The organism is Silvibacterium bohemicum, from assembly GCF_001006305.1.
Classification (GTDB): domain Bacteria; phylum Acidobacteriota; class Terriglobia; order Terriglobales; family Acidobacteriaceae; genus Silvibacterium; species Silvibacterium bohemicum.
Genome location: NZ_LBHJ01000004.1, coordinates 68860 through 81246, shown reverse-complemented (window position 1 = coordinate 81246; position 12387 = coordinate 68860). Strand labels below are relative to the sequence as shown.

Sequence of the window (12387 nt, the reverse complement as noted above, 5' to 3'; positions counted from 1 at the left end):
ATTTACACGTTGAATGAGGTGAACAAATGACGCCAGCCGAAGTGGCATACAAAACAAGCTTGGCAGAAGTGGACCAGGGTAATGATCTGGTGATGCAGGAGCTTTCACAGGTCTATTACATTGCATCGCGCATCCGGGAGCGCCTTCCCCAGCATGTGGAGCTGGAGGATCTGGTGAATGCCGGTGTGATCGGATTACTCGAGGCCAGCCGGACCTTCGATAGCTCGAAGAACGCCCAGTTCAAGACCTATGCGAAGTTCCGCATTCGAGGCGCCATCCTGGACAGCCTGCGCGAAGCGGATTGGGGATCGCGCTCGCTGCGCCGGCGTGGACGCGAAATTGCGGACACCACGGCGAAGCTCGAGGCCCGGTATGGGCGGCATCCTGCCGAGGCGGAGATCGCGAAGGAGATGGGCATCGAGACCGATCACCTGCGCAAGATCATCCAGCAGCTCGATGGGCTGCATCTGGCCGGCCAGCAGCTGGTCGCGTCCAATGATCGCGCCGAGGCACTGGACGTGATCGAATCGGCGCCGAATCTCGACGACCCCGATCCATTCGATCTTTGCCTGCAGGGTGAGATGAAGGCGCATCTCGCCGAGGCAATCTCGAAGCTCACCGAGAGGGAACAGCTGATCATCTCCCTCTACTACCGCGAAGAGCTCACCATGAAGGAGATCGCGGAGGTCGTGGGCGTGGCGTTGTCGCGGGTATCGCAGATACGCCAGGCGACGATGAAGAAGCTGCGCGAATCACTCGCGCATTTGAAAGCACGGCCAATACCGGCGGAAACGGCAGTAGGAGGCTATCGTGAGCATGTTTGATCAGGAGCAGATTGACTCGATGCTGAAAGCGTCGCGCCAGGCGGACTCGCGCAAGCCGGGTGGCAAGCCGCGATCTGTCTATCCCTGCAATTTCCGGTCGGCGGGGCGATTGTCCAATGAAAACGCCCGCGCACTGACTGCGATCCACGAGACGTTTGCGCGGCATTTCGCGAGCGCTCTCGACGTGTATCTGGGCTCCGGATTGGAAGTGAAGTTCCAGGCGCTGGATCAGCTGCCGATCAAGGATCATATCTCCAGCATTCCACCGCTTAGTTACATCGCACCCTGTTCTTTGAGCACGGTCCCGAGCACCATGATCGTTGAGTGCGACATCCACCTGGTTTTTCCCATCATCGATCTGCTCATGGGCGGCAACGGTGGCGGACCGGTCAACGAGACGCGCGAGCTCTCGGAGATCGAAGAAGAGATCATGCACGATGTGACGACGCTGATCGCGCGGCAGGCGGAGAATGCGTGGCGCATGCCCAGTATGTCTCTCGTTCCCAATCGCCGCATCAAGGCGTCGGTGCTGCATCAATACTGCCCGCCCAACGAAAAAGTCACGCTCGTGAAGTTCGAGATAGAGATTGCAGGCGTCACCGGTTCGCTTCAGCTGGTTTTTCCAACGCTGTTCCTGAATATTTTGATCAAACAGATCAAGATGGAGCAGCCGCAGAAGAAGCGCGGAGCTCGCTTTTTCCCCACACCCAGCCTGCGTGATCGCATTCTCGATTGCGACTTCGAAGTGGCGGCTGAGTTACTCAATATCAAAGTAGCGGTAAAGGATCTGATCTCCCTGCAGCCCGGATCGGTCTTGAAGCTGCGTGCGCCGGTTCGTAGCCCTGGAAAGTTGACGGTAAAAGGAGAAGAAGTATTCGAGGCGGTGCCAGTCAGGAATGGCACTCAGAAGGCGGCGCAACTCGGCCGCAGGGCGCAACGGTCAAGCTGGGAAGGGGAATAGACATCGTGGATAACCAGAGCAATAAAAATGCCGCGCATGTATTTGCAGCGGCTTTCGCAGAATCCTTTGCCGATTCGCTCACTCAGTTGGTTGGGTCGGAGTGGCATCTCAAAACTTTAGACAGCCCCGACCTTGCCACTCGTCAGGGACAGCCGGTCCACTATCGTTTGACTGTCGATGGAGCGCGCCAGGGCGAATGCTTCATCGAGTCCTACGAGCCGCAGGTGGCTCTTCTCGGTGCGAAGATCTTGGATCACCCTGAGGAGGCTTACACCGACGACCATGCGGATGCACTGCAGAAAGCGATCGTGTCCGCCACGCCAGGATTGTCGGCTGCACTCTCCGATCAATATGGAGAGCTGACCTTCAAGGTCGAGAAGGTGAAGGGCCTGGCTTTCGGGGGAATGTTTGTCGTTCCTCTCGAAGCTTCCGAAAAGGGAAGTGCCGCCATTCCCGTGCTGCTCTACTTCGACGGCCAGCTTCTGAACGAGCTTACGTCTCAATCGGAATCGAAGGCTGCTTCCGAGTCCGAGCAGATTCTGATTGATCCCACCAATCTCAAGCTGGTGATGGATGTGGAGCTGAATGTGTCTCTGCGCTTCGGTCAACGCCAGTTGCCGCTTCGCGAGGTGCTGGAGCTGGAGAGCGGTGCGGTCATCGAGCTGGATCGTCTTGTCGACGAGCCTGTGGAGCTGTTGTTGGATGGCAAGCTGATCGCGCGCGGAGAAGCCGTCATCGTCGACGGCAATTATGGTCTCCGCGTCACCGAAATCACCCAACCCATTTCGTCGCATTTCGCACGTTGAAAGAGGTAAGTCCGATGAGATTGTCGCTTGGATCTTTCCTGCCATCGATGAGCCGGGGATGGAAAAACATGCGCGCGGTATGCGGGTTGCCCACGTGTCATAACAAGATGCTGATGCGGAGCGTTCCCCAGAGCCGCATCGGCATCACCATCGGCGACTCCTGGTATTGCGGCGTTGATTGCTTCATTGTATCGGCGCGTACCCGGATCTCCGCATTGTCGCGGCGCCGGGTAATGGAGATGCCGCGGGACCCGCGGCTGTCCATCGGTCTCATCATGCTGTCGAAGAATTATTTGACGGACGATCAGCTTCGCTTTGCGATTGTGGAGAGTGAGCGCAACGGCGAAAAGCTGGAAGGCACGCTGATTCGGCTGGGCATTGCGAATGAGAAGCAGATTGCCGCGGCCAGGGCCGCGCAGTGGGGATATCCCTTTTGCGGAAGTGACCGCGTGACGGAGCCGATCGAAGCCGAGATCCCCACAACTTTGATGCAAACCTATGCTGCAGTTCCTCTGCATTACGCGGCGGCAGCCAAGCGGTTGGTTTTGGGTTTTGTTTATCGTGTCGATCATAGCTTCCTGCAGTCGCTCGAGCAGATTACCGGGTGCCGCGCGGAACCCTGCTTTATCACTCCCTCGCAATTCGGCGAGCAGATGGACCATCTGGCCGTAACCTCGGGATGCGAAGAGGCGGTTGTCGAAGATCCGGGCACTCCGACTCAGATGGCAAGAACTTTGGGAGGATATGCGTCGGAGATAGCGGCGCGAGAGGCCAGTTTTGCTTACTGCCGAAATTACATTTGGGCAAGGCTGGCGGGAAAGAGCCGCCGAATCGATCTCCTTTTTCAGCTCAAAAACGCTGCAGATGTACGGTATGTGAAGAATTCCGTGATTCTTGATGAATGCGTCGGCTCTTTAGGGTAAAAGGATTGCAATAAATTGCCGATAACTGTGCCAGGTGGTGGCACAGTGCTCAAGAATTCCGTTTTCCATACTGAAGTAGGGCGCAAGCCACCTGAAGAAAAACACCAGCTATTGCAGGTCGATTTCTCCTGCGATTTTCCTGACGTTCCTGTCCTGCCGGAGACGCTACTGCTTCTCGACATCAGGATGCAGGAGATGTCCGTCGATCTCGCCGAGATATCTCGATTAGTGCTCGGAGATATGGGCGCTGCGGTGCAGATACTGCGTCTGGCCGGACGCGAATACGGCAATGCTGAAGGCCGTCCCACACGCATTGAAGATTGCATCTCGGACCTGGGGCTGGTGACCTGCTTCGGGGCCGTGTCCGCAATGACCGTGTCTCGCGATGGTGGCGGTCATGCCATTGCTGAAACCTGGGCCCACTCCAAACAGATTGCGCAGCATGCGAAGCTGGTCGCAGACGAGATGCCCGACGTTAACCCCGACGAAGCGTACTTGGCCGGCCTGCTTCATGGGATCGGCTTGCTGCCGTCTATCCTGGGATGGGACTGGATGGAATCTCCTTCCGACGATAGCGTCGCCACCGGCTTCAGGATCGCCAAGCAGTGGTCGCTGCCCCGTTGCGTGATGGAGCTCTTCTGCGAAATGCATCTCGCCGGCTATCCCGTCCGATGGTCGGGGATCGTGCGCACCGCACATCAGCGCGCCGATCGATCTTCTATCGATTGCCCCTTCGAATACAGCATCCGGCCGCAGCTGCATCGGCGCGGCTAAGCTCTCCGGGCTTAGGCCGATCACGCTTGATGGTGCAGGCCATCACACTCCCCGAAGATGATTGCCTCTTGATGAGCGACTCGGCACGATCTTAGAACAGCGTTCGACAGGTTCTGAACGATTCTCATTGAACCCTCATCAAACTCCTGGTTTTTGCCGCAATCTGGCCTGTTTTTTGGGCAAAGATTGCCTATCGGGATGGCACGCCCCGTGCACTCTCCTGTAGCCGAGAGGGCCAAATGGACAGTGGTTACTACGCAGCATGCACAGGTTTAGTTTCGCGCATGCAGGCTTTGGATACGATCGCGAATAACCTGGCCAACGCAAGCACCGCCGGTTATCGGGCCGAGAAGAATATCTTCAGCTCCGTGCTTGCGTCCGCCAACGGCGCGCCGAGCTCGCTATTGAACCAGGCGATCAACAATTATGGGGTTCTCGGCGGAACGACCCTGGACTTCAGCCAGGGCGCACTGCAGAAGACCGGCAACGATCTCGACATGGCGCTCGAAGGCTCGGGCTTTTTCGTGGTTCAGACTGCGAACGGTCCGATGTATACGCGCAACGGCAGCTTCCAGGTTTCGAGCAAGAGACAGTTGATCACCAGCACCGGTGACGCCGTCATGGGGGAAAAGGGAGTTATCACTCTGCCGCCGGGGCCGGTCTCGATCAGCTCCGACGGAACCATCTCGCAGAATGGAGCCATCCTCGGCAAAGTGAAGGTTGTGGATTTTACTGCCGGAACGGATGTAACCAGCGCCGGCAGCAACTACTATGCGGCGCCTGCCACTTCCGTGATCGCGGCTACAAACACCGAGGTGCGGCAAGGCGCGGTGGAAAGCTCGAACGTCAATCCTGTCTCCGGCATGGTGGAGCTCATCACCGCGCAGCGGCAGGCGGAGATGATGCAGCGCGCTCTGTCGATGTTCAACTCGGAGATCGATAAGACCGCAACTCAGGATTTACCCAAGATCGGATAAACATCTCTTCCAGCGGGAACGAGCGGAGAAGAGAGATCTGCTGTTCGGTGAAGAAAAGCTAACTACTCCTGGTAGGAAATACCACGAGAGAAATGTCTTAAAAGGAGCTCGACCATGTTTCATGCACTTTATACGGCGGCCAGCGGCATGACCGCACAGCAGATCAACCTGGACAACATTGCGAACAACCTTGCCAACTCCAGCACCAATGGCTTTCAGTCGCGTCGCATGCAGTTCTCCGATCTCCTTTATCAAAGCGACGTGATGCCCGGCGCCGCGGCAACGCAGCAGACGACGGTCGCTGCCGGACTGCAGCTTGGATTGGGCACGCGCCCAGGCAATACCGAGATCGTGCAAACTCAGGGAGACTTCACGACCACCGGCAATAGTCTCGACTTCGCCATTCAGGGCGCCGGCTTTTTCCAGATCCTTCTACCCAACGGCCAGATCGGTTACACGCGCGCCGGCTCCTTTCAGCCCGATGCGCAGGGGAACCTGGTTACCGCCAACGGCAATGCTCTGCAGCCCGGAATCACCATCCCGCCCTCGGCAACAAACATCACGGTCGGCAGCGATGGAACGATCAGCGCCACGCTCCCGGGACAGACCCAGGCACAGCAGATCGGCACCATTCAGCTGGCTTCGTTCCAGAACCCCGGCGGCTTGAACAGCATCGGCAACGACATCTATCTGCAGACCACGGCTTCCGGCAATCCAACCGTCGGCACGCCGGGCGGCACAGATGGTTTGGGAACGATCAACCAGTACATGCTGGAGCAGTCGAACGTCAACGTCGTCGACGAATTCGTGAACATGATCCTGGCGCAGCGTTCGTATGAAGCGAATTCGCGCGTAGTCAAGGCCTCCGACGAAATGCTTCAGCAGTTAAATCAGCTCGCTCAGTAGGACGGTAATGCGATGACGATACGCAACTCAATCTCGGCTCTTGTTCTCTCCGCGGCATTAACATTGCCGGCTGGGGCGGCGGCAGGACGCGAAGTCATTACGGCAGAGCAGGTCGCTGCCACGATGACCAACGCCGGCATGCAGGTATCTGCGAAGCAAGTCGAACTGCTCACGGATGTGGTGGCAACCACCGCCACTCCGACGCTCAAGATCCGTTCGATGGAGCCGTGGGGAGATCATCGCATGATGGTCCGCCTGGATTGTGCTAGGTCCGAAGAGTGTGTGCCGTTTTTCGTCGCTGTCCGCTTCAATCCGATCGGTCAGGCGCAGCCCGTCTCATCCGATTCAGCTCATCTATTACCTGCAGCCGCTACGGTGCCCATGACTGCTCCGGCGAGATCGATAGCCACCGCCGCACCCGCAGTGCGCGCCGGTTCCATTGTGACGCTCCTGCTGGATGGCCCCCGCGTGCATATCAAGCTTCCCGTTGTCAGTCTCGAGAATGGAACGATCGGCCAAACCATCCGGGTTGCCACCAAGGATCATCGTCTGACCTATGTCGCCGAGGTAGTGGACGGAACCCTGCTGCGAGGAAGCCTATGAAGATGATGAAGAAACACCTCGCTGCACAGATTTTGTCGACCGGTCTCGTTCTCGGTATGGCTGTCGCGCCGATATCGCATGCCGATACTACCGATACCTCGAAAGCGGCCAAGCAAAAGAAGAACGATCCGGCCCAGCTGCGCGCGGACTATCTCGCCCGGCTCCAGGAGCATGGCACGCCAGATACGGGTCAGACAGTCGGCAGTCTCTGGTCGGCAGGCGGACAGTTGGCGGATCTCTCCATCGACTACAAGGCGCGCAAGCTGAACGACACCCTTGTGATTCTGGTCGCGGTGCAAACCACTGCGGCGCAGAGCGGCGACTCGAACTATCAGCGCACGGTGGCCACCAGCTCCGGTATTACCGGCCTGGCTGGGGATATCAGCACCAAGACGCTCGGCTCTCTGTTCAATGCCAACTCTTCGACCGCATTGAAGGGGACCGGTTCGACGGATTCGAACACGACTTTTCAAACCAGCCTGACCGGCCAGGTGATCGCCGTGCTGCCCAGCGGCAATCTGGTCGTCGAGGCGCAACGCAAGATCTTCATGAACAACCAGCATGAAGATATAACCGTCCGCGGAGTGGTGCGGCCCAACGATATTGGTCCGAGCAACACCGTAGCCTCTTCGGCACTGAGCAATCTGGAGATCGAGATGAAAGGCAAGGGGATCATCTCGGATGCCACCCGTCCTCTTAACCCCATTACCAAGGCCATCCTGTGGCTCTTTGGATTCTGATATCGATGAAGCTGAAACTCTCCAATTCGAAAGCAAGGCTCCGGTCGATGATCGGATATTTTGTGGCCATCAACCTTGCGTTGTCCGTGCTCACGCCGAGTGTTGCCGCTGCTGACACCAATCGCCAGGTTCTGGTTCGCGACATCACCAGCATTGAAGGCGTGCGCGACAACATGCTGGTGGGCTACGGACTGGTTACCGGTCTCAACAGAACAGGCGATAGCCAGCAGACCTTTCTGACCGTGCAAACGCTGGCGAACGCAATGCAGAAGATGGGAGTGCTCATCCAACCCAGCGTCGTGATCGTGAAGAATGTGGCCGCGGTTTTCATTACCGCATCGCTTCCACCCTTTGCCCGGCCGGGCGCCAAGCTCGATGTCACCGTCTCTTCCGTTGGAGACGCCAAGAGCCTCGAAGGCGGCGTTCTGCTGATGAGCGCGCTTCATGGTCCGGACGGCCAGGTCTATGCCGAGGCCCAGGGGCCGCTTGTCCTGGGAGGATATTTGGCCGGCAACGGCCAGAACAACCGGGAGGTGAACTCGACCACGGTGGGTTCGATTCCCAACGGCGGCATCGTCGAGCGCGACACCGCCGTCGATCTCCACGACTTCAAAACTGTCTCGCTGCTGCTGCACAATCCCGATTTCACTACCGCCAAGTCCATCGCCGACGTGGTGAACCAGGATTTCCATCGCCCCGTGGCTACCGTTCTCGACAGCAGGCGCGTGGATATCAGCGTGGCCGAGGCCTCTTCACCCTCCGTGCCCCTGCTGATTTCCCGAGTGCAAAATTTGATGCTGAGTGTTCACACGCCGGCCAAGATCGTAATCAACGAACGCACCGGCACCATCGTGCTGGGCGGCGATGTCAAGCTGTCGCCGGTCTCGGTGATCCACGGAACCCTCTCGATTCAAGTGGTAACCGACTATGGTGCGGCGATCGTTCCGGACAACAAGGGCAGGCCGCAAACGGTTCTGGTGCCGCAGACGAACCTCAATGTCAATGACGGACCGGCCCAGTCGATGCGGCTCGACGATGGCGCCAACGTGGAAGAGCTGGTGAACGGTCTGCACGCTATCGGTACGACAGCTCACGACGTAGTGGCAATCCTTCAAGCCATCAAGGCTGAGGGTGGCTTACAGGCCGATTTGGAGGTCCAGTAAATGGGAACCAGCATGATGGGGTTGGGTTCACTCGCCGCCCAGAGCAGTGCCCTCCAGTCCGGGCAGGATCGCTTGATTCAGCAGGCGCGGTCGGAGAAGGCCGAGACCGACGACGCCAAGATCGAAAAGGGATCCAAGGAATTCGAGTCGGTGCTGCTGGGGAGCTGGCTGCAACAGGCGGAGCAGTCGTTCGCCAGCGTTCCGGGCGCAGAAGACGATGAGGATGAGGCGGGAAGGGACCAGGTGATGAATTACGGGGTGCAGGCGCTGTCGCAATCCCTGGCGGCTTCCGGAGGGATTGGGATCGCGAAAATGGTCTCAAAAGCCATGCACGCCGCGGCGGACAAGGCCTACGCGCAGCATGCTGCGCCGGCGGCGACAGATTCTAAACAGGTTGACGGAAAACACTGAGGATTTCATTAAACTCCAGCATGGGACGTGCCGATAGTAACGGCGGTTCAGTTCATATGAGGGAGTTGAAATGAGAATCGACCTATTTAATTCGTCAGCAGATCAGATTTCGAGTGGGCCGAGTTCGCAAAAGGTAAACGCGCACAGCAGCGCCGCCTCGAGCTCGGTGAGCGGGGAAGACCGGGCGACACTCACGTCGAATTCGACGTCGGTGGCTTCCCTGGTTAGCACGGCCCTCAGCACCCCTGAGGTCCGGCAGGACAAAGTGGATAGCCTGCAGCAGGCCATCAGCAGCGGGCAGTATGTTCTCGATCCGGTGAAGATCGCCGCATCGATGATTGACGAAAAAGCCTGAAACTGGAACGTTGTGACTCGTTCCAGGAGAAGGATACCTACTAAAGGGGCGAGGAACAATGACAGGCATTCTGGATCGAAATGAGAAGGCGGCGTCGCATCTGCAGCTGCTCCGTTCTCTCGCCAATGAGCTGGAACGAGCGATGCAGGCCATCGCTCACAATGCTCTCTCAGAACTCGAGGAGAGCGTCGCTAACCAGCAGGTGTTAAGCGCCCAGCTTGATGAGTGGGCGGACGACCTGGATGCTCCCGTGGATGCGAGTCCTGCGGCCTCGCAGACTCGCATCGACGAAGACCTTATGCAGCAGATCTACGCTGCCAACGACAGGCTCCAAAACCTGAATCACCGTTATTCGATTTTGCTCAAGCTTTCCAGCCATTCCGTTGCACTGATGGCATCACTTTTCAGCTCATTCAAAGGACAATTTCAGGAGGCTCCTGGCGCCGGGTTGAAGCATCACACCTGGTCCTGCCAGATGTAAACGCTATGAGTGGATTGAATACTTCTCTCTCGATCGGCATGCAGGCATTGGACGCGTCGGAAGCAGCATTGAACGCGACGAGCAACAACATCTCCAACGCGAACACCCCCGGCTATACTCGCGAAGAAGCGCTGTTGAGCGAGAACGCCGAAACGTTCAACGATGGCCAGGTGACCGGCGGCGGCGTCAATATCGACGCGATTCAGAGCGTCCGCGACGAGCTGCTCAACCTGCAGATTGCGCAACAGACCTCGGCCCAAAGCGCGGCTAACACGGAGTCCGCCAGCATGAGTCAGGTGCAGACTTTCTTCTCGACGAGCGGCGGCGACATCGGTACGGCTCTCAGTTCGCTTTCCAGCAGCCTCGCGGCGCTTTCGGGCAGCTCGTCGACCGTGGCGGATCAGCAGGGCGTTCTTTCTGCCGCCCAGAGCCTCGCAGAAGCCTTCAATACCACAGCTCAGGGCTTGACCGGCGCGCAATCGACGGCAGACAGCCAAGTAACGCAGACGGTCGCCGAGATCAACAACCTGACCCAGCAAATTGCGCAGCTGAACGGAGAAGTCTCGCAGGTTCCGGCTTCCCAGGACGGCGGCACGGTTGAAGATCAGAGGGATCAACTGGTGCAGCAGCTCTCCACTCTGACGGGGATCTCCGTTACGCAAGGCAGCAACGGAGAAGTCATCACCACCGGCAATGGAACGCCGCTCGTCTCAGGTACGCAGAGCTTTAACCTGCAGACTTCGACCGGCACCAATGGCTTCCAGCAGGTGATGGATTCGAACGGCAACAACATCACCACCGCCATTCAGGGCGGTCAGCTCGGCGGAGCAATCCAGGTTCGCGATCAGACGATTCCTGGAGTTCTCACCCAGCTGAACACGCTGGCCAGCCAGTTCGCCACGGCATTCAATGCCGCTCAAGCGAAGGGCACCGATTCGAACGGCAACGCAGGACAGCCCTTCTTCACGGTTCCGACGACTGGTGGAGCGGCAGCAGGCATCAGCGTAGCGCTCACCAATGCCTCGCAGATTGCGGTCAGCTCGGATGGCGCCTCGGGCAGCAACGGCAACGTGGCCAATCTTTCTGCCGCGCTGACGACCGCGCTCCCCTCCGGAGAGACGGCAGCCAATGCCTACTCCACTCTGGTCTTTCAGGTCGGCGAAGCCGCCTCCAATGCCAGCTCGCAATCCACCGCGATCGGTCAAAGTCTGTCGCAGCTTACCAACCAGCAGGGCTCGGAGTCGGCTGTGAGTATCGACGAAGAGACCACCAACTTGATTCGTTACCAGACCGCCTACGAGGCGGCTGCGCGAATTGTAAGCACTATCCAGCAACTCAGCACGGATACCCTTGACATGGGATCCTCACAGAGCTTTTGACTGATATGCGCGTTAATCCAAACATGGCCCCTGAAATTCTCGCGGACTTGCAGCAGAGCCAGATGTCTCTCAATACGGCGCTGCAGCAACTGTCCACTGGCAAAACCGTAAGCGTGCCATCCGACAACCCGGCTGCTGCCGCCGCGATGGTGCAAAACAACATAGAGACGCAGAACGTCGACCAGTACACGCAGAACGTTACCAGTGCATTGTCGACGGTCGAGACGGCCGGCGCGGCGTTAAGCTCCGTGGCCACTGCTCTGACCCAGGCGGTGTCGGTTGCGACGGAAGCCGCGAATGGCACGAACAACAGTGCCAATTTGCAGGCTCTTGCCGAACAGGTACAGGGAATCCTGACCAGTGTGGTGAGCGAGGCCAATACCTCGGTCGGAGGCACGTACCTCTTCGGGGGAACAGCCAGCGGCAGCGCTCCGTTCACCGTAGACTCGAGCTCGCCGACCGGCTACACCTACAACGGCAATACCGACACCAACTCCGTGGCCGTCGGCGATCAGAGCAGCATCCAGGTCAATCTGCCCGGTAGTCAGATCTTTACCAACTCCTCTAGCAGCATCTTGGGGTCTCTGAGCTCGCTGCTGACTGCGATACAAAGCGATAACACCGCGGATATCAAGACAGCGTCGAGTTCCATAACCTCAGCCCTGGGCGTCCTGGGCCAGCAGCAGGCCTTTTACGCCAACACGGAAAATCAGCTCAATGCTCAGGATTCGTTCCTGCAGCAGGACACCGTCTCCCTCGCCTCGCAGGAGAACAATCTCATCGGCGTGGATCCGGCAACGGCCGCAACGAACCTGAGCCAGGCGGAGGCCGACAACAGCGCCGCGCTGGCTGCCACAGCGAAGGTTCTGCCCAATACCCTGCTCAACTTCCTGAGCCCTCCAGACTAAAGCGGATGACGGTGGGTAGATCGCCCACGGGAAACGCTTCAAAACCTCGGCATACGAGCCCGGACGAGTATCCCTCGTCCGGGCTTTTCATTTGTTTTTCGGAGGGAGGGTGAGGGATCGGCCTCACGAATGAGCCGGTCCAATTCCGTGCGCTTGAGCCCCGATGCCTCTGCCCA

General features: G+C 58.3%; 15 protein-coding genes. All 15 read left to right on the top strand.

What is annotated here, in order from left to right:
• The first annotated feature begins 26 nt into the window (after positions 1-26).
• Entirely contained in the window at positions 27-824 is a 798-nt protein-coding gene (locus XX99_RS10945) for a FliA/WhiG family RNA polymerase sigma factor (protein WP_050059451.1), read from the top strand.
• Positions 817-1785: a flagellar motor switch protein FliM gene (locus tag XX99_RS10940; protein WP_050059450.1), complete on the top strand. Its 969-nt coding sequence runs from the start codon at positions 817-819 to the stop codon at positions 1783-1785. Before XX99_RS10945 ends, XX99_RS10940 begins: the two co-directional genes overlap by 8 nt.
• A gap of 5 nt (positions 1786-1790) precedes the next feature.
• Positions 1791-2591, top strand: a complete 801-nt coding sequence (gene fliN / locus XX99_RS28065) for a flagellar motor switch protein FliN (protein WP_050059449.1) — start codon at positions 1791-1793, stop codon at positions 2589-2591.
• Positions 2592-2605: 14 nt separating this feature from the next.
• Positions 2606-3514, top strand: coding sequence for a hypothetical protein (locus tag XX99_RS10930; RefSeq protein WP_082125481.1), 909 nt, complete (start codon positions 2606-2608; stop codon positions 3512-3514).
• A gap of 15 nt (positions 3515-3529) precedes the next feature.
• Positions 3530-4288 carry an HDOD domain-containing protein gene (locus XX99_RS10925; protein ID WP_184084911.1) on the top strand — a complete coding sequence of 253 codons (759 nt, stop codon included), beginning with the start codon at positions 3530-3532 and terminating at the stop codon, positions 4286-4288.
• A gap of 239 nt (positions 4289-4527) precedes the next feature.
• Positions 4528-5265, top strand: coding sequence for a flagellar basal-body rod protein FlgF (gene flgF, locus XX99_RS10920; protein ID WP_050059446.1), 738 nt, complete (start codon positions 4528-4530; stop codon positions 5263-5265).
• Positions 5266-5379: 114 nt separating this feature from the next.
• Positions 5380-6171, top strand: a complete 792-nt coding sequence (gene flgG, locus XX99_RS10915; RefSeq protein WP_050059445.1) for a flagellar basal-body rod protein FlgG — start codon at positions 5380-5382, stop codon at positions 6169-6171.
• 12 nt (positions 6172-6183) lie between these two features.
• Entirely contained in the window at positions 6184-6774 is a 591-nt protein-coding gene (locus XX99_RS10910) for a flagella basal body P-ring formation protein FlgA (RefSeq protein ID WP_156185938.1), read from the top strand.
• A gap of 2 nt (positions 6775-6776) precedes the next feature.
• Positions 6777-7514 carry a flagellar basal body L-ring protein FlgH gene (locus XX99_RS10905; protein ID WP_231581276.1) on the top strand — a complete coding sequence of 246 codons (738 nt, stop codon included), beginning with the start codon at positions 6777-6779 and terminating at the stop codon, positions 7512-7514.
• Between the two features lie 5 nt (positions 7515-7519).
• A complete protein-coding gene (locus XX99_RS10900) occupies positions 7520-8677 on the top strand; it encodes a flagellar basal body P-ring protein FlgI (protein WP_050059442.1) in 1158 nt (385 codons plus the stop codon).
• Entirely contained in the window at positions 8678-9088 is a 411-nt protein-coding gene (locus XX99_RS10895) for a hypothetical protein (protein WP_050059441.1), read from the top strand.
• A 70-nt stretch (positions 9089-9158) separates the two neighbouring features.
• Positions 9159-9443 (top strand): flagellar biosynthesis anti-sigma factor FlgM, encoded by a 285-nt coding sequence (gene flgM, locus XX99_RS10890; RefSeq protein ID WP_050059440.1) that lies wholly within the window; start codon positions 9159-9161, stop codon positions 9441-9443.
• Between the two features lie 58 nt (positions 9444-9501).
• Complete coding sequence (locus XX99_RS10885; protein ID WP_050059439.1) at positions 9502-9924, top strand: hypothetical protein; 423 nt, start codon at positions 9502-9504, stop codon at positions 9922-9924.
• Positions 9925-9938: 14 nt separating this feature from the next.
• Entirely contained in the window at positions 9939-11303 is a 1365-nt protein-coding gene (gene flgK, locus XX99_RS10880; protein WP_184084914.1) for a flagellar hook-associated protein FlgK, read from the top strand.
• A gap of 5 nt (positions 11304-11308) precedes the next feature.
• A complete protein-coding gene (flgL, locus tag XX99_RS10875; protein WP_082125480.1) occupies positions 11309-12211 on the top strand; it encodes a flagellar hook-associated protein FlgL in 903 nt (300 codons plus the stop codon).
• Positions 12212-12387 lie beyond the last annotated feature (176 nt).

Excerpts from the sequence above, each read along its gene's own strand:
- XX99_RS10895 (WP_050059441.1), top strand. The coding sequence starts at position 8,678 with ATGGGAACCAGCATGATGGGGTTGGGTTCACTCGCCGCCCAGAGCAGT.
- XX99_RS10905 (WP_231581276.1), top strand. The coding sequence starts at position 6,777 with ATGATGAAGAAACACCTCGCTGCACAGATTTTGTCGACCGGTCTCGTT.
- flgF (WP_050059446.1), top strand. The coding sequence starts at position 4,528 with ATGGACAGTGGTTACTACGCAGCATGCACAGGTTTAGTTTCGCGCATG.
- XX99_RS10885 (WP_050059439.1), top strand. The coding sequence starts at position 9,502 with ATGACAGGCATTCTGGATCGAAATGAGAAGGCGGCGTCGCATCTGCAG.
- flgL (WP_082125480.1), top strand. The coding sequence starts at position 11,309 with ATGCGCGTTAATCCAAACATGGCCCCTGAAATTCTCGCGGACTTGCAG.
- flgG (WP_050059445.1), top strand. The coding sequence starts at position 5,380 with ATGTTTCATGCACTTTATACGGCGGCCAGCGGCATGACCGCACAGCAG.
- flgM (WP_050059440.1), top strand. The coding sequence starts at position 9,159 with ATGAGAATCGACCTATTTAATTCGTCAGCAGATCAGATTTCGAGTGGG.
- XX99_RS10900 (WP_050059442.1), top strand. The coding sequence starts at position 7,520 with ATGAAGCTGAAACTCTCCAATTCGAAAGCAAGGCTCCGGTCGATGATC.
- XX99_RS10945 (WP_050059451.1), top strand. The coding sequence starts at position 27 with ATGACGCCAGCCGAAGTGGCATACAAAACAAGCTTGGCAGAAGTGGAC.
- XX99_RS10940 (WP_050059450.1), top strand. The coding sequence starts at position 817 with ATGTTTGATCAGGAGCAGATTGACTCGATGCTGAAAGCGTCGCGCCAG.
- XX99_RS10930 (WP_082125481.1), top strand. The coding sequence starts at position 2,606 with ATGAGATTGTCGCTTGGATCTTTCCTGCCATCGATGAGCCGGGGATGG.
- XX99_RS10910 (WP_156185938.1), top strand. The coding sequence starts at position 6,184 with ATGACGATACGCAACTCAATCTCGGCTCTTGTTCTCTCCGCGGCATTA.